Source organism: Sporosarcina sp. AD_1, assembly GCF_057373025.1.
Map to the genome: position 1 here is coordinate 33122 of NZ_JBPVIR010000014.1, position 17563 is coordinate 50684.

Sequence of the window (17563 nt, forward strand, 5' to 3'; positions counted from 1 at the left end):
CTGCGATAGGACAGGCAGCTCTTATGAATTCGGGATGATCTTTAGTTTTTTTCGCAGCTTGTCTTCGGAGAAAATCCAGCCCGTGTAGGAGTTGACGACTTCCAAGTCTTTATTGAGGTGAGCAACTGCAACAAATGGATAATACCCTTTGCTCCGGTAGCGCAGATCAATGAGGCGGACTTCCACTATGTCGCCAACATACGAGATGGCCCATCGGTAAATGGGTGAAAAAGAAACAAAGGCTTTGATATTTCGATCTTTCATGGCAGCCTCGATATAAGGGGAATCAGGTAATGGTTCCCGTTCAAAGCGATCGTAAATATTTACGGACCGTTTATAGGCACGTCCTACGTAATGATATTTGTCATTCGAAGCGGCCACCCGCCATTGGAAAAACCGCATGGTCGGTGCAATGAAAATATCTGTCGCATCAGGCACTGTGTTGCAAACGGCTTGCTTTACAGCCGCTTTTACTGCGAAGCGCAGTAAATAGTAGCCAAACAGCACGGCATAGAGCAATGCGAATGTGAATACTGGGTTGCTGCCAAGAATCCAGGCGAGGATTGCGATGATATGCAATCCAAATATTATCGGATCGAACGTATTGATTACCCCGATAGCGACCCATCGATTGGAGAATGGGCGCAAGGCTTGTGTGCCGTATGAATTAAAAATGTCCACAAAGACATGAAGGAATACGGCTAAAAATGTCCAAGCCCAAACATGGATATAATCTGCGCCAGGCAACAGAAACGAAAGCAACACTGAAATAACGAGAGGCCAAAGCAACACAGCAGGGACAGAATGGGTGATGCCCCGATGATTCCGGATATAGATGGCATTGTTCTTCAATTTTAGAACGGTGTCGATATCCGGTATGAGGGAACCGCCGGCTATTCCGACAAAAACAGCTGTCATAGTCACAGGATCTGAAGAAACGACAGGATCCGCAAGTGCGATTCCGCAAACCGCGGCACTCATGACAATATGTGTTCCTGTATCCAAGTGATCACTCCTTCCTTCAGTTCATCAGTGTCTTCTTAGTATTAGTATATACCCTTTTTTTATCGAACAAAAAGTATTTGCAAGGTGGCGGTTAAAGTTGTTGCAGGAGAATGAACAGAAAAAATTATTTCAGGAGGCACTCGTTTCTTGGTATTACAGGGAAAAACGTGACCTTCCATGGCGAAAAACAACGGATCCGTACTTAATCTGGGTATCAGAAGTGATGCTGCAGCAAACACGTGTGGAGACTGTCATTCCTTATTATGAACGTTTTACGGCAAAGTTTCCGACAATGCAAGCTTTGGCGAATGCCAAAGAAGAAGAATTATTGAAAATGTGGGAAGGCCTTGGCTATTACTCGAGGGCCCGAAATCTTCAGCAGGGTGTTAAAGAAGTAGTGGAATCGTATGGCGGCAGCGTGCCAACAACTAGAAAAGAAATTTCTTCTCTGCGTGGGATCGGGCCATATACAGCGGGAGCCATCTTAAGTATTGCATACGGTATTCCGGAACATGCTGTTGATGGAAATGTGATGCGCGTATTATCAAGGATCCTTCTTATTGAAGAAGATATCGCCTTGCCGAAGACTAGAAAAACGTTCGAGCAGGCAGTTATGGATTTGATCTATAAAGAGGACCCTTCTGCTTTCAATCAAGCCCTAATGGAACTTGGAGCTACCATCTGCATACCACGGCCAAAATGCCTGCTCTGTCCAGTCCGGGAATTCTGTGCTGCTTTTGAAGAAGGGCGGCAAGATGAATTGCCGCTTAAAACAAAGAAAACAAAAATGAAAACTATCCCATTGGCTTTTTTCGCAATTACGGACGGAAACGGCAAGTGGTTTATGCAACAGCGTCCTGAGAAAGGGCTTCTTGCGAATATGTGGGAGTTCCCGACAGCCGAACTACTGCAAGAAGAAAATCCTGCCCTAGCGATTCAGGATCAGTATGGCCTTCAATTGGATGAGGTATCAGCCATTTTTGATTTTAACCATGTGTTTTCCCATTTAACTTGGGAAGTGAAAGGGTATATAGCGGTGACACCGAATGCCGGATTTGTCTCAGAGAAGGCAAGATGGTTCACGGCAGAGGAAGTTGAAGCGTTGCCAAAACCGATGCCAGTCATAAAATTATGGAATGTAGTTAACCCGGTCAAATAGAAAAAAATACCGTCGAATAAAAACGCCTCACGTGCACATCATATTGTTCACGGAGGTGAAAATCCATGACAAAAAATCCATTCAGCAAAAACGCCAAAACAGATGCGAATCATGTAAGGCAGCAAAACCAAAGTTCAGCGATGAACGCTCAGAATCAAGGTCAGTTCTCTTCTATGGGAAGTGAATTTGGTTCTGAAACGGATGTGCAACATGTGAGAGAACAAAACCAAAGTTCAGCAATGAACAACTCAGGTCAATTCTCGAATATGACTGCTGAGTTTGGCTCCGAAACGGATGTGAACCATGTGAAAGAACAGAACAGTCGTTCAGCAATGAACAACCAAGGTCAGTTCAAGAACATGACTTCAGAATTCGGTTCCGAAACTGATGTAAATCACGTGAAGGAACAGAATCAACGTGCTGAGATGAACAAGCAAAAAGCTTCGGGCACTCAGGGGAACCAAACAAAATAATTGGATTGACATCACCGGCCGGTGGGAGCATTTAAGCTTCCGCCGGTTTTTTCGGTTTGAATACGTTTTCATTCTTTTTCCACTTGGAATCGCTTTTGTTCAAATTTTAAGAGGCAATTGGTATAATAAAAAAATAGAAAAGGGCATCAAAATTTCCGGTGGCCGAAGGTGGTTATTAAATGGCGATTCCAAAAGAAGGAGAAACGATACAAGTACATAGCTACAAACACGATGGAAACATTCACCGAGTATGGCAGGAAACAATGGTGTTAAAGGGGACTCGCAATATTGTCATCGGAGCTAATGAACGAACACTCGTCACAGAAGCCGATGGACGGACATGGCTGACTAGAGAGCCTTCCATCTGTTATTTCCATGCAGAGCATTGGTTTAACATCATTTGCATGCTTCGTGAAGACGGCGTCTACTATTACGTCAATATGAGCTCGCCATTTGTATACGACAATAAGTCGCTGAAATACATCGACTATGATCTCGATGTAAAAGTATTTCCGGATATGAGTTATGTCATACTGGATGAGGACGAATACGCGGACCATAAAAAGAAGATGAACTATCCGGATGTCATCGATCAAATTCTGCGCCGGAACCTGGATAAGCTTCTCGTATGGATAAAACAGCGTAAAGGCCCATTTGCTCCGGACTTCATAGAAGTTTGGACATCGCGTTATGAATTTTACAAACAGGTGAAAAAACCATGACCGGAAAGCCTTCCTGCACGCAGCAGTGGGCTTTCCGTTGTTTTTGGAAGGGAGTGATGGCATGGGAGAAAGCATCAAACGGTATATGAAATTTGTAAAACCATACAACTGGCAAATTTTCCTAACCATCGTCATTGGGATCGTTAAATTTGCTATTCCGTTGTTCATTCCATTGTTAATAAAGATTGTCCTCGATGACATTATCGGAGCCGACGATCTGACAAAGGGAGAACAGACACGCTACTTATTTTATTGGCTTGGGGGCACCGTGCTGCTGTTTTTCATCATCCGGCCGCCAGTCGAATATTACCGCCAATATTACGCACAGTATGTCAGCAACAAAATTCTTTACGACATCAGACAGAATTTATTTTCTCATCTGCAGCGACTTGGTTTGCGGTTTTATTCGAACACAAGGGCAGGAGAAGTTATTTCCCGGGTCATAAATGATGTGGAGCAGACGAAAAACTTTGTCATGATCGGGCTGATGAATGTATGGCTTGACCTGGCAACCATCATCATAGCAGTCGTCATTATGTTGTTTATGGATGTACCGCTGACTATTGTTACGTTACTTGCCTTCCCTTTTTATGCGTATAGCGTGAAGCATTTCTTTGGAAAGCTGCGGGAGTTGACCCGTAAAAGGTCCCAGGCCCTGGCGGATGTGCAAAGTTATTTGCATGAACGGGTAGCCGGCATGAGTGTTATTAAGAGTTTTGCATTGGAAGAGAAGGAGCAGGAAAACTTCGACGGAACAAATGGCAACTTCCTTGCAAAAGCAATCGACCATACGAAATGGAATGCCAAAGCGTTCGCAGTTGTCAATACTATTACCGATGTGGCGCCTTTGCTTGTAATCGGCTATGCAGGGTATCAAGTAATCAATGGACCATTATCTATCGGTACAATGGTCGCTTTCATTGCGTATATCGACCGGTTGTACAACCCGTTGCGCCGTCTCGTTAATGCTTCGACAACGTTGACACAGTCCTTTGCGTCCATGGACAGGGTGTTCGACCTGATGGAAGAGCCGTATGATATTACGGATAAACCTGGGGCCAAACCTATGCCGGTCATTGAGGGCCGCATTGATTTTGACAACGTCAGCTTTTATTACGAAGAAGAAGGTCTTGAAGTGTTGAAAGAGATTAACTTCACTGTTCAGCCAGGCGAAACGATTGCGCTTGTCGGCATGAGCGGAGGAGGGAAATCGACGATTGTCAGTTTGATACCACGGTTTTATGATGTGTCATCGGGAGCCATCCGAATTGACGGCCATGACGTCCGTGATATTCAGTTGAAATCACTGCGAAACCAAATCGGCATTGTGCTTCAAGATAATATCCTCTTTAGCGATTCGGTGCGTAGCAACATAATGATGGGGAATCCGGATGCGACGGAAGAAGAAGTAATTGCTGCGGCAAAGGCGGCAAACGCCCATGACTTCATCGAGTCCTTGCCGGAAGGGTACGATACAAAAGTCGGTGAAAGGGGCGTCAAGCTGTCAGGTGGTCAGAAACAGCGGATCGCCATCGCCCGTGTCTTTCTCAAAAATCCACCTTTGCTTATTTTGGATGAAGCGACCTCTGCTTTGGATTTGGAAAGTGAAGCACTCATCCAAGAGTCGTTGGAGCGTTTAGCCCACGATCGGACTACGTTCATCGTTGCTCACCGATTATCGACGGTCACGCATGCGGACAAAATAATTGTCATCGATCATGGTGAATTAAAAGAAGCGGGTAGGCACGAAGAATTAATGGAGCAGAAAGGCATTTATTATAACTTGTTCCAAGTCCAAAATTTATAAACTATCAAACACTACTGATAAAGAGAATTATCAGTGGTGTTTTTATTTTCGGAATTTCGTATTGCCTTTTAACCTACAAAAAGTATAATAAGAGTAATTCAATGTTTCAGAATTTCTAAAAAGTAGAAAAAGGTGATCTGATGGTAGAAAAGAAAACAATCCTGGAAGTGAAGGATTTACAGACTACCTTTTTCACCGATTCGGGTGAAGTGCCGGCAGTCGACCATATTGATTTTCAGTTGAAGGAAGGGGAAGTATTAGGCATTGTCGGGGAGTCTGGATGTGGGAAAAGTGTAACGTCCTTGTCCATCATGGGACTTGTGCCAAATCCGCCTGGGAAGGTGGTAGGCGGTGAAATCCTGTATGATGGCACCAATCTCATCGAGAAGAAAGAAGCTGAGATGAGGCAAATTCGGGGCAATGACATAGCGATGATCTTTCAAGAGCCGATGACATCGCTGAATCCTTTATTCACCATTGGCAATCAAATGACCGAAGCGATCCGGATTCACGAGCGAAAGCTTTCCAAGAAGGAAATTGAGCAAAAAGCGGTCGATATGTTGAAAATGGTCGGATTGCCAAGGGCGTCTGAGCTTATGAAAGACTATCCACATCAGCTGTCAGGCGGGATGCGGCAGCGAGTCATGATTGCAATGGCATTAGTTTGCAATCCGAAAATACTCATTGCAGATGAACCGACTACGGCACTTGATGTGACAATTCAGGCGCAAATCTTGAAATTGATGAAAGATTTGAATGAACGTTTACATACAGCCATCCTGCTGATTACGCATGATCTCGGTGTAGTGGCGGATGTGTGCGAGAGGGTCATTGTTATGTATGCGGGCCAAGTTATTGAAGAGGCACCAACCGAGACATTATTCGATCACCCGCAGCATCCATACACGAAGGGACTGATCCAGTCTGTTCCCGACTTGCGTGAAAAAAGGGACCGTCTTTATTCCATTCCTGGAAATGTTCCGAGACCGGGGACGATTAAACAAGGTTGCCGGTTTGCGGCCAGATGTGAATTTGCGTTTGACCGTTGCAAAGTGGAAAATCCAGAATTGTACGCGACCTCGGACGCCCATCGAACGAGATGCTTCTTATATGACGGGGAAGGGGTGAAGTCACATGGAAGAGAAGCCGTTGCTGAAAGTTGAAGGATTAAAAAAATACTTTCCCGTAAAGAAAGGCCCGTTAGGCCGGATCGCCGGACATGTGAAAGCGGTCGATGATGTATCCTTCCATGTGAATGAAGGGGAAACATTAGGCATTGTCGGGGAGAGTGGCTGCGGAAAATCGACGACGGGAAAATTGCTGATGCGGTTGTTATCTCCGACAGCTGGAACGGTCGAATTTGATGGGAAAGATATCACCACTTTGACGAATGATGAAATGCGCAAAGTTAGACGGGACATTCAGATGGTATTCCAAGATCCGTACGCTTCGTTGAATCCTCGGCATAGTATAGCAAGGATACTAGAGGAACCGCTGATCGTTCATGGGATCGCATCTAAGAAGGAACGGAGAGAGAAAGTAAAGCAATTTCTCGAAGTTGTCGGGTTAAGCAGTTATCATGCCAAACGCTTTCCGCATCAATTCAGCGGCGGCCAGCGGCAACGGATCGGGATTGCCCGGGCGTTGATGACAAATCCGAAACTGATCATAGCGGATGAGCCCGTATCCGCCCTGGACGTTTCTATCCAGGCACAAGTCTTAAACCTTATGCAAGATTTACAAAAAGAATTCAAGCTTACTTATATATTCATCGCCCATGACTTGAGTGTCGTACGGCATATTAGCGATCGGGTCGGCGTCATGTATTTAGGGAAACTCGTAGAGATCGCGGATAGTGAAAAGCTGTACGAGGAGCCTCTCCATCCGTATACGCAGGCATTATTATCAGCTGTGCCGATTCCCGATCCTCATTTCAAAAATGAGCAGATCATCATCCAAGGGGATATTCCGAATCCGGCGGATCCGCCATCGGGCTGTCCGTTCCATACGAGATGCCCGCACAAAATGGAGATTTGCACAAAGGTTACACCTGTATTGGATGAGAAAAAATCAGGTCATTCTGTCGCCTGTCATCTGTATAACGAACAGGCCGGCAATGATATAAAACAATTGGAGGGGTCTGTATGAAGAAAAAGAGAATCCTGTCCTTATCATTTGTCATGCTGCTAGGGTTGTCCATGATACTTGCAGCTTGTGGCAGCAGTGGCAGTGAAGGTGGGAATAGTTCATCGGGGAAAGGGAGTTCCATCCTTGTCTTTGGTCGAGGAGGCGATTCAACATCTTTGGATCCTTCAAGGGTGACTGAAGGGGAAACATTTAAAGTAACAGTGAACTTATTCGAAACGTTATTGAATTTCGGGGAACAAGATACAACGATTAAACCGGGATTAGCAGAGAAATGGGATACGTCTGATGACGGGCTGACATACACATTCCATTTACGGGAAGGGGTCAAATTCCATGACGGCACAGACTTCAATGCGGATGCTGTAGTCAAAAACTTTGACCGTTGGGCAAATGGCGATGCGGATAAATTTCCGTATTACAGCTCTATGTTCGGTGGATTCAAAGGAGACGAAGAGCATGTGATCGATTCAGTCACGGCAGAGGATGAAAAAACTGTCGTCATCAAGCTGAAAAGACCCCAAGCGCCATTTTTGAAAAATATCGCGATGAGCATGTTTGCGATTGCAAGCCCGACTGCATTTGAACAAGGCGATGACCAGTTCGAACGGAATCCGGTCGGAACTGGGCCATTCAAATTTGTAGAATGGAAAGCAAATGATACCATCACAATCGAGAAATTCGAAGACTATTGGCAAAAAGGATTGCCAAAGCTTGATAAGGTCGTGTTCAAATCAATTCCTGATAACTCTGCACGATTGAATGCCTTGATTAAAGGTGAAATCGATTTGGCGGATGGCATCAATCCTGCTGATGGCGAGAAAATTGAAAGCAATGATGATCTGCAATTAATTGAGCGTCCATCCATGAACGTAGGTTATTTGGGATTGACGGTAACACGTCCTCCATTTGATAAAAAAGAAGTGCGCCAAGCACTGAACTATGCAATTGATAAAGAGACGATCATCAATTCATTCTTCGAAGGACGTGCAGACGTTGCAAAGAACCCGATGCCGCCTTCGATTTCAGGCTATAACGACGATATCGAAGCCTACGAGTATAATCCTGAAAAAGCGAAGGAGCTTCTAGCACAAGCTGGCCTTGCGGACGGTTTTGAAATGGAACTATGGGCAATGCCTGTACCACGTCCATACATGCCGGACGGCAAAAAAGTAGCGGAAGTTATCCAAAGCAATTTGGCTGATATTGGCGTAAAAGCGAAAATCGTTTCCTATGAATGGGCAACCTATTTGGATAAAGCGAGCAAAGGGGAAGCTGATGCGTTCATGTTAGGCTGGACGGGAGACAACGGAGATGCTGATAACTTCCTGTATGTCTTGCTTGATGAAGACAATATCGGTAGCAATAACTACACGTATTTCAAAAACGATGAAATGCACGATCTTTTCATTAAAGCACAAACCGAAGTAGATGAAGAGAAGCGGAATGAATATTACCGCCAAGCACAAGAAATTATTCATGACGAAGCTCCTTGGGTTCCAATCGCCCACTCCACTCCGCTGTTAGCTGCGAAGAAGGGGCTGACAGGATTCAAGCCGCATCCTACTGGTTCTGACATGCTGATGCATGTGGAAGTGAAGTAAACAAAAAGTTTGTAATAGGCTGGATGAAAAAGGGAGAGGCTGCCAGCTTCCTCCCTTTTCCTTCTTACAAGGAGTCCGCCTAATTGGTAAAGAGGTGAATAGGAATGGTCGGCTATGTAGGAAGACGTTTATTACAATTGATACCCGTGTTGCTCGGCATGGCTTTCATCGTATTTATGATGATCCGGGCGATTCCTGGGAACCCGGCCCAAGTTATTTTAGGCCAACAGGCGACACCTGAAGCTGTAGCCGCGATGAATGAAAAGCTTGGCCTGGACAAACCATGGTATTCGCAGTTCTTTCATTATCTTGGTGGTATTTTAAAAGGCGATTTAGGCCAATCCATGCGCACCCGGCTTCCCGTGGCAGACGAAATTTGGCCACATCTGGCGGCAACGCTGGAACTTGCAATCTTTGCAATTATCATTGCCGTGGTAATTGGCATGAATGCAGGTATCATTTCAGCCTGGTTCCAAAATTCATGGTTTGATTACACAGCAATGATTTTGGCGCTTGTCGGTGTTTCCATGCCGATCTTTTGGCTCGGCCTGTTAGGGCAATGGGGGATTGCCATTGAACTCGGCTGGCTGCCGACTTCTGGGCGCGAGGAAGTGAGAGATCCGGTAAATGCCATTACGCATCTCTATGTTATTGATACGATTATCCAAGGACGCTTTGATCAATTAGGGCAGGTGTTGCGACATTTAGTACTGCCTGGAATTGCCCTTGCAACGATTCCCATGGCAATCATTGCCCGGATGACCCGTTCGAGTATGCTCGAAGTTATGCGTTCGGATTACATCCGCACAGCACGGGCAAAAGGACAGAAGATGTTTTGGGTCGTTTATAAGCATGCGTTGAAGAATGCAATTATTCCAGTCCTGACAGTAATCGGACTCCAGATGGGCATGCTGCTTGGCGGTGCGATTTTGACGGAGACGATTTTTGCATGGCCGGGCATCGGCCGCTATATATACGAGGCTATTAATTTCCGTGATTACCCGGTTATCCAGTCTGGCATTTTAGTCGTTGCTTTCATATTCGTCATGATTAATCTGGTTGTCGATTTATTATATGGATTGATTGATGCGAGGATTAAATATGACTAATCGAAGGGGGCGATACATATGTCTGAATTGACGCCAAAAGTTGATGGAATTGCGGAAGCGAAAATAGATAAGACGACCGGGCCATGGCTGGATGCTTGGCGTAATTTCCGGAAAAGCAAAATTGCGGTTGTCGGCATGGCAATCGTCCTGTTCTTTATTCTGGTGGCAATTTTAGCTCCATGGCTTGCGCCGGAAGGGATCAATGACCAAAGTCATGCAGACCGTCTGCAGCCGCCTTCTTCCGCTCATTGGCTGGGTACCGATGATTTCGGTAGGGATATTTTATCCCGGATTATCTATGGGGCGAGAATCTCGTTATCTGTCGGATTTTTATCCGTTGTCCTCTCTGTCATTGTTGGGAGTATGCTTGGCATCGTGGCAGGCTACTACGGCCGATGGGTGGATACGATCATTTCAAGGATTTTCGATATTATGCTTGCATTTCCTTCTATATTATTGGCTATTGCGATTGTAGCCGTCTTAGGACCGAGCCTGCAAAATGCATTAATTGCCATCGCGATCATCAATGTACCGAATTTCGGCAGGCTGATTCGTTCCAAAGTGCTCAGTATTAAAGAAGAAGAGTATATTTCCGCTGCTAAAGCGATCGGGATGAAGGATGCCCGGATCTTATTCTCTCATATTTTGCCGAATTCAATGGCTCCGGTCATTGTGCAAGGAACACTTGCAGTCGCAACTGCTATTTTGGAAGCAGCTGCACTCGGATTCCTTGGACTGGGAGCGGAACCGCCGATGCCGGAATGGGGCAAAATGCTGGCAGATTCAAAGGATTACTTGCAGTCCGCACCGTGGACGATGATCTTCCCGGGCTTATCCATCATGTTGACCGTATTGGGCTTTAACCTGATGGGGGATGGATTACGAGATGCGCTGGATCCGAAAATGAAAAGCTAATGAAAAACCTAGGAATCCATTTTTGGATCCCTAGGCTTTTTTAATAGATTTCTTCTTTTAGCTCTTTACTAATATCGTGGCTGTGTCTTTTTTGATTGGAAACGACCAGTCGGTCCAAGTATTCCAGTTGTTCTTCGTAATTCAGTATGGACGAAAGTATATGGAGCAGATGATAAGCCGAAAACTCTTCTTCCTCTTTCGTGACGGCGATCTGCTTCACAAATATCTCCATTACCTCATGACGCTGCAGAAATTCGCCATTCAGATTTTCGCTCATTTTATCCGATTTCAACTTTCCGACAAACTTCAGATGAATTTGTTCATGATATGTGAGCAGGGCATCGAGCCTTTCCTGGATCATCATGCGGAAGTGCTCAGGCAAGGCGATCAGTTCATTCTCGAATTTATGCAGCCTGTTCAGCACATCATAACTGCTTTCCGAGGTAGCTAACATCTGTCTGTAAATGACCAGTTTCCGGGTTTTCGCCATAGTGCCCTTCTTGAAGTAGTTCCTTTCCTCTTTAAACAGCAGATAGAGCTGGTCAATGTGGGAAAGTCGCTCTTTCAATTTGTCTAGGGACTTTTTCGTGGCAATATGCTCTGAAGCTTGCCGACCTGCTAGCCGGATCCACCGAATAATTTCATCTTGTGTCTGATGAATCGCTTGGAACAGCTTTGTTTCATACTTCGGCGGCATGAAAACCAAATTGACGAGAAACGCGGCCAAGACGCCGATGATAATCGTCAATAGACGAAGCAGTGCAAATGACAGGAAGGCATCCCCCTTAATTTCCATGATTGCGATCATGGTCACAAGCGCCAAGGAAATGGATTTCTCCAAACCGAATTTCAGCATAAGAAGAATGATAATGACTGCTGCAAGGCCGATAACAATCGTCTGGTGTCCAAATATGAGAGCAAACAGAACTGCAACTGAAGCCCCGATCAAATTCCCTTGAATCTGTTCCACAATGGTTAAATAGGAACGGTAAATGGATGGCTGGATTGCAAAAATGGCTGCAATTCCTGCAAAAACGGGGTTAGGCAAATGCAAGACTTCAGCAACGAATAAAGCGAACACAATTGCAATACCCGTTTTAAATATGCGGGCACCTAGTTTCATGTTATTTTCCTTTCTATTATCCATTTTCAAAATGAAAGAATCATCTTCTATATAAGGTAATACGCGGTACTCAGAATTACAACTAAACAAACTGAATTATTGTAGTGCCATGGCTAATGGAAATCAGTTCTTCATAGCGGCAAGCTCTTTAAAGGACTCGTCGACTGCCTGTAAGGTTTCCTCGATATCATTTTCTGTATGGGCGATTGTCAGGAACCAAGCTTCATATTTGGACGGCGCTAAATTAATTCCCCGCTCCAGCATCAGTTTAAAGAACTTGCCAAACGTTACCCCGTCAGTTGCTTCGGCCTGTTCATAATTCTCAATGGTTTGATCCGTGAAGTAAAGGGTCAGCGCACCGCCGAGACGATTGATTGTCATTTGGATGCCGTGTTTTTGGGCCAGCGATAAAATGCCTTCCTCGAGCTTTGAGCCGAATCGATCAAGTTGCTCATATACGCCTGGTTGTTGAAGCACTTCCAAGCAAGCGATTCCGGCAAGCATGGAAGCTGGATTTCCTGCCATTGTTCCAGCTTGGTATGCAGGGCCTAATGGAGCGACTTCATCCATAATTTCTTTTCTTCCACCGTATGCGCCTATCGGCAATCCACCACCGATGATTTTCCCGAAAGCAGTTAAATCTGGCGTAAAGCCAAGCATCGTTTGGGCTGCACCGTAGTGGAACCGGAAAGCAGTGATTACTTCATCATAGACGACAAGTGCCCCTTTTTCTTTCGCAATTTCATGTACGGTTTGTAAGAATCCTTCCTTCGGCTCCACAATTCCGAAGTTGCCGACAATCGGTTCAACGAGAATACAAGCAACTTCCTCGCCCCACTTATCCATCGCTTCACGGTATGCTTCCGGTTGATTGAATGGAATGGTAATCACTTCTTGCGCGATGGAAGCAGGCACCCCGGCAGAGTCAGGTGTTCCAAGAGTTGCTGGACCGGAACCTGCAGCTACAAGCACAAGGTCGGAATGACCATGATAGCAGCCGGCAAACTTCATGATTTTCGTTCTGCCTGTATAGGCTCGTGCCACCCGGATCGTCGTCATAACTGCTTCGGTCCCTGAATTGACGAAGCGGACTTTATCCATTCCTGGAATTGCGTCTTTTAGCATTTTAGCAAATTTAACTTCATGAGGGGTAGGTGTTCCATATAAGACCCCTGTTTTGGCTGCTTGTGTGATTGCTTCAGTAATATGAGGATGGGCATGGCCAGTAATGATCGGACCATAAGCACCCAAGTAGTCGATGTATTTATTTCCGTCCACATCCCAGAAGTAGGCACCTTCCGCTCGTTCCATAACAGTCGGAGCACCTCCGCCGACCGCTTTATATCCACGAGAAGGGCTGTTCACCCCTCCGACTATATGCTCGCACGCTTCACGATAGATTTCTTCTGATTTTGTTCTGTTCATAAATTTAGCCTTCGTTCAATTAACTGCTCCTCCATTTTAAACAAAAATATCGCTTCACGCCAAAGAAATTGAAAGTGGCCGTTGTGTCCGGTACGATGGAGGAAAGAAAAGGAGTGATGATAATGGAGAAGTTAGAAGGATTGCATGCACCGGAATTTCAATTGCCTGACGAAAAAGGGGAGCTCGTATCATTACAAGACTTCGCTGGAGAAAAGTACGTCGTTCTTTATTTTTATCCAAAGGATGCGACGCCAGGCTGTACGACGCAAGCATGTGATTTTCGGGATGCCCATGCGGATTTCAGCAAGTTGAATGCCGTGATTTTAGGGGTCAGCCCAGACAGCGGGGCATCTCATGAAAAGTTCATTGAAAAACAAGGACTGCCGTTTTCATTGCTCGTCGATGCAGATCATGCCGTTGCGGAGAAATATGGCGTTTGGAAACTGAAAAAGAACTTCGGTAAAGAATATATGGGGATTGAACGTTCGACATTCTTAATTGATCCAACAGGCACAGTAGTGAAGGAGTGGCGAAAAGTGTCTGTGAAAGGACATATTCAAGATGTCTTGACTTCACTTGAGCAATTAATCAACGCGTAACACTAGGGGGAATCTGGTTGAAGGCTGTATTTACTTTCAAAATAAAAGATACGCAATATGAAGAACTGACAAAGCAATTTCCTGATGTGACATTTAGCGTCTTTCCTTCAATTAAGGAAGCAGAAGTCGAAGATGCAAATATTATTGTGACTTATGGGGAAGATATTGATGAGCCTATATTGGATAAGGCAAGCGCCTTAGAATGGATCATGGTTGCTTCTGCGGGGGTAGAAAAAATGCCGTTGTCTGCAATTGCGGAACGGAACATTGTGGTGAGCAATGTCAAAGGGATCCATAAGACACCAATGGCAGAATCGGTGCTGGCGCATATTTTAGCGCTATGCCGTTCTTTGCCGGCCATTTATGAAAACCAAAAGCGAAAGGAATGGAATAAGAAAGTCCATTCTGTTGAGTTATATGGTTCTACTGCGATGATCATCGGACCGGGTGCCATTGGAGCAGAAATAGGACGCCTGCTGAAAGCGTTCGGAGTCAAAACGATCGGGTGCAACCGTTCCGGGAAACCGGTCGATTCGATGGATGAGATTGTTGAATTCAGCAGGTTAGAAGAAGCTTTGCCGCAAGCTGACTTTGTCATTTCTGTATTGCCAAGCACGCCTGAAACGAAAGGTTTATTGACAGCGCGGCATTTCGATGCGATGAAATCCACTGCTGTTTTCATGAATTTCGGACGCGGGGATCTTGTTAAGGAAAAAGATATCGTGGAATCCTTACAGTCCGGAAAAATCGGACATGCTGTGCTAGATGTTTTTGAAGAGGAACCTTTGCCGCTGGATAGCGTATTGTGGGAGTTGTCTAATGTAACCATCTCTCCTCATATTTCAAGCCATTCAAGAAATTACGTTCCGAGAGCTCTTGAAATTTTCAAGGAGAATTTAGTGAAATGGCAATCAGGAGATAGACAGCTGATCAATTTATTGGATCCTGAACGAGGTTATTGATAATAGAAGGATCTGACATGATACTTCGCTCAGCAGATTTGTTGACAGCAGGCACCTCTTTTCAGTAAACTGATTATAATAATTATAAAGAGATAATCTTTTTGGATTGGGGTGTTAGCGATGTCTGAAGTCGCATTGAAAGACGCGCTGGTCACATTAAAAGAAAGTGGAGTACGAATTACACCACAACGGCATGCAATATTAGAATTCCTAATCTCTTCGGAGTCACATCCAACAGCTGATGAAATATATAAAGCATTAGAACACGACTTTCCTAATATGAGTGTTGCGACGGTTTATAACAATCTCCGTGTTTTCCGTAATGCAGGGCTTGTAAAAGAACTTACTTATGGTGATTCGTCCAGCCGCTTCGATTTCGTGACACATGATCATTATCATATTATTTGTGATCAATGCGGCACGATTGTCGATTTTCACCACCCGGGACTGGAAGAAGTGGAACACCTGGCATCACACGTAACGGGATTCAAAGTCAATTCACATCGCTTGGAAGTATACGGAACATGCCCGAAATGTGCGAAGAGCGCAGCTGCGAATTAATGTTGATTGGATTGTTACAACTGCTCAACTTGCAACAGAATAAAAAAAACCGGACAGCCTAACTAGGCAATCCGGATTTTTTTTATTCTGTTTCTTTTTTACGTGAGGGACGATTATAAGATTCGTCAAATTCCTTGCCTTCCAAAGCAGGGTCTAGTGTCAGCGGTTCTCTGCAATGGCCGCACATATCAACACGACCTAGCATTTTTGTTTGTTTGCCACAATTCGGACAAACAATTTGAACGGCTCGAGTCGAGAGGGTACCGATCCATGCGTACACAATCGTGCTCGCTAGTATGGCTAGCATGCCGATCACCATGAAAATCAACATGATGAGTTGATTGTTTTTGAAAAAGATACCGAAATACATGATGACAAAGCCGATGAAAACGAGAGAGAGTGCGAACGAGCGAATCCTGTTTATTTTATTTTTGTACGGTTTCAATGAATAATCCTCCTAAAGGGCGATGCTGTTGCCGGGTAGTGAAATTCAAATAATACCATAATGCTTCTAAACTAATATATCATAAATTCTATGTAATTCACGTAATGCGTTTTTATTGAAGAGCTATTATAATTGTCACCATGGCTGAAATAGGTGAAGAAGGATTATGATGAATTGATGTCGAAAGTGAATAAACAGGGAGGGGTTAGGATGGAGCAGATTTTAAGACCGATCTATCAAGAGCGGGCCAGTTCGCCAGAAACCTTGGGAGTCATCCTGTTGGAAAAACGTACAGATGGTGACCCGGTAACAGACACATTTGATGAGATATTACTTATTATCACTTCGAACAATGAGATACCGATATATACGAAACATTACACAGATGGCAATGGAAAAGCTGCCATGCATGTAATAAGTGAGAAGCAACTTCGGAAATGGTTGTTGCTAGGAACGAAGAGAAAAGTGGTGGATTGGCTTTTTTACGGCAAGATCTACTACGATCGAAACGAATTTGTGGAGAAGCTTAAAGAAGAGTTAAAGGAATATCCTTTCCATGGCAGAAGAGTGAAGATGGGGATTGAATTGTCCAAATTAGTCAGATCCTACATGGAAGGGAAATCTTTCTTTGAGCAGAAGGATTATATGGACTCCTACCATCATGCGGTACAATCTCTCCATCATTTAGCGAGATTGGCGATTATAGAGTCTGGACTATCGCCGGAAGTGACAGTGTGGTCGCAAGTGAAGAAATTAGATCCTGCCATTTATAAATTATATGAAGAACTTATTCTAAGCGAGGAACCAATTGAGAAGCGACTGGAATTAATGTTCCTAGCCAGCGAATTTTTTATTCATAATAGAACATTGGATGGAGCAAGGCATATCCTCGATATCATGTCGGCTAAAAGAAGCTGGACGATCCAAGAGCTGCATGAACATGAGGAACTGAGGATGTACTCCATTAACCTTGAAGTGTTAATGGAGTTTCTAGTTGAAAAAGGTTTAATAGAGATCGTTAAATCGGAATCAAAAAATGAATTCGTATTCCATCGGGATTACAGCGTGAACCACTCCCAGTAAAGGAATCGGAACTAGTCAGAAGTCGCCACTTGCCGAATCAAGTGGCGATGGAAAACGGTTCGGAAAAGTTTTTTTGGATTTCGTGTTGACACTTCTAGATACCGCATGCTAATATAATATTCGTCGCTTGGGACAGCAACTTAGCAAGCCTGAAACAAGCGAAAAAAACAAAATGAAAAAAGTGCTTGACTGAAAGAGGAAGCGATGGTAAATTAGAGAAGTCGCTTTTGAAGGAAAGCACAATGAACCTTGAAAACTGAACAGCAAAACGTCAACAATAAAGTCGAAACCCGACTCGTCGGGAACACGACAAACACGAATCTTTGGATTCAAAATTGACATCTTAAATGATGCCAGCAGAAATCGAGCTACTCGAATTTCTTCAAAGTTTCTTCTATTAAAGAAGTACTTGCTGGCGACCGAGGC

17 protein-coding genes are annotated in these 17563 nt (G+C 44.5%); 13 read left to right on the forward strand and 4 right to left on the reverse strand.

The annotated features are described in order from the left end of the window. Positions 1-21: 21 nt before the first annotated feature. Positions 22-1005, reverse strand: coding sequence for a metal-dependent hydrolase (locus tag ACSW3C_RS19245; RefSeq protein WP_486564605.1), 984 nt, complete (start codon positions 1003-1005; stop codon positions 22-24). Between the two features lie 100 nt (positions 1006-1105). On the opposite strand from ACSW3C_RS19245, the gene mutY reads away from it, so the two are divergent. From mutY to nikC, 9 genes are all read left to right on the forward strand, one after another. Beyond that, positions 1106-2164 (forward strand): A/G-specific adenine glycosylase, encoded by a 1059-nt coding sequence (gene mutY / locus ACSW3C_RS19250; RefSeq protein WP_486564635.1) that lies wholly within the window; start codon positions 1106-1108, stop codon positions 2162-2164. Between the two features lie 65 nt (positions 2165-2229). Continuing rightward, positions 2230-2637 (forward strand): gamma-type small acid-soluble spore protein, encoded by a 408-nt coding sequence (locus tag ACSW3C_RS19255; RefSeq protein WP_269135842.1) that lies wholly within the window; start codon positions 2230-2232, stop codon positions 2635-2637. A gap of 179 nt (positions 2638-2816) precedes the next feature. Next, on the forward strand, positions 2817-3359 hold the full coding sequence (gene ntdP / locus ACSW3C_RS19260) for a nucleoside tri-diphosphate phosphatase (RefSeq protein ID WP_238079388.1): 543 nt from the start codon (positions 2817-2819) through the stop codon (positions 3357-3359). A 61-nt stretch (positions 3360-3420) separates the two neighbouring features. Continuing rightward, positions 3421-5166 carry an ABC transporter ATP-binding protein gene (locus ACSW3C_RS19265; RefSeq protein ID WP_486564607.1) on the forward strand — a complete coding sequence of 582 codons (1746 nt, stop codon included), beginning with the start codon at positions 3421-3423 and terminating at the stop codon, positions 5164-5166. 140 nt (positions 5167-5306) lie between these two features. Beyond that, the gene (locus tag ACSW3C_RS19270) at positions 5307-6329 is read left to right on the forward strand and encodes an ABC transporter ATP-binding protein (RefSeq protein ID WP_486564609.1); all 1023 of its coding nucleotides are present in this window, start codon (positions 5307-5309) and stop codon (positions 6327-6329) included. Continuing rightward, positions 6301-7314 (forward strand): ABC transporter ATP-binding protein, encoded by a 1014-nt coding sequence (locus ACSW3C_RS19275; protein WP_486564611.1) that lies wholly within the window; start codon positions 6301-6303, stop codon positions 7312-7314. The genes ACSW3C_RS19270 and ACSW3C_RS19275 overlap by 29 nt, the downstream gene beginning before the upstream one ends. After that, positions 7311-8915, forward strand: coding sequence for an ABC transporter substrate-binding protein (locus ACSW3C_RS19280; protein WP_486564613.1), 1605 nt, complete (start codon positions 7311-7313; stop codon positions 8913-8915). Before ACSW3C_RS19275 ends, ACSW3C_RS19280 begins: the two co-directional genes overlap by 4 nt. 104 nt (positions 8916-9019) lie before the next feature. Further along, positions 9020-10024: an ABC transporter permease gene (locus tag ACSW3C_RS19285; RefSeq protein ID WP_486564615.1), complete on the forward strand. Its 1005-nt coding sequence runs from the start codon at positions 9020-9022 to the stop codon at positions 10022-10024. An 18-nt stretch (positions 10025-10042) separates the two neighbouring features. Further along, the gene (gene nikC / locus ACSW3C_RS19290; protein WP_486564617.1) at positions 10043-10939 is read left to right on the forward strand and encodes a nickel transporter permease; all 897 of its coding nucleotides are present in this window, start codon (positions 10043-10045) and stop codon (positions 10937-10939) included. Positions 10940-10979: 40 nt separating this feature from the next. Here nikC and ACSW3C_RS19295 read toward each other — a convergent pair whose 3' ends face one another. Continuing rightward, the gene (locus ACSW3C_RS19295) at positions 10980-12062 is read right to left on the reverse strand and encodes an FUSC family protein (RefSeq protein WP_486564619.1); all 1083 of its coding nucleotides are present in this window, start codon (positions 12060-12062) and stop codon (positions 10980-10982) included. Between the two features lie 123 nt (positions 12063-12185). Further along, a complete protein-coding gene (locus ACSW3C_RS19300) occupies positions 12186-13487 on the reverse strand; it encodes a glutamate-1-semialdehyde 2,1-aminomutase (RefSeq protein ID WP_486564621.1) in 1302 nt (433 codons plus the stop codon). A 122-nt stretch (positions 13488-13609) separates the two neighbouring features. Here ACSW3C_RS19300 and bcp point away from each other — a divergent pair, with 122 nt between their 5' ends. The 3 genes from bcp to perR all read left to right on the forward strand — a co-directional run bounded on the left by bcp (position 13610) and on the right by perR (position 15609). Further along, positions 13610-14086: a thioredoxin-dependent thiol peroxidase gene (bcp, locus tag ACSW3C_RS19305; protein WP_486564623.1), complete on the forward strand. Its 477-nt coding sequence runs from the start codon at positions 13610-13612 to the stop codon at positions 14084-14086. A 17-nt stretch (positions 14087-14103) separates the two neighbouring features. Further along, positions 14104-15048, forward strand: coding sequence for a D-2-hydroxyacid dehydrogenase (locus ACSW3C_RS19310; RefSeq protein WP_486564625.1), 945 nt, complete (start codon positions 14104-14106; stop codon positions 15046-15048). A 120-nt stretch (positions 15049-15168) separates the two neighbouring features. Beyond that, positions 15169-15609 (forward strand): peroxide-responsive transcriptional repressor PerR, encoded by a 441-nt coding sequence (perR, locus tag ACSW3C_RS19315; RefSeq protein WP_486564627.1) that lies wholly within the window; start codon positions 15169-15171, stop codon positions 15607-15609. Between the two features lie 82 nt (positions 15610-15691). Here perR and ACSW3C_RS19320 read toward each other — a convergent pair whose 3' ends face one another. Beyond that, a complete protein-coding gene (locus ACSW3C_RS19320) occupies positions 15692-16054 on the reverse strand; it encodes a YgzB family protein (RefSeq protein ID WP_238079376.1) in 363 nt (120 codons plus the stop codon). 210 nt (positions 16055-16264) lie between these two features. Here ACSW3C_RS19320 and ACSW3C_RS19325 point away from each other — a divergent pair, with 210 nt between their 5' ends. Beyond that, complete coding sequence (locus tag ACSW3C_RS19325) at positions 16265-17137, forward strand: nucleotidyltransferase-like protein (protein ID WP_486564629.1); 873 nt, start codon at positions 16265-16267, stop codon at positions 17135-17137. Positions 17138-17563 lie beyond the last annotated feature (426 nt).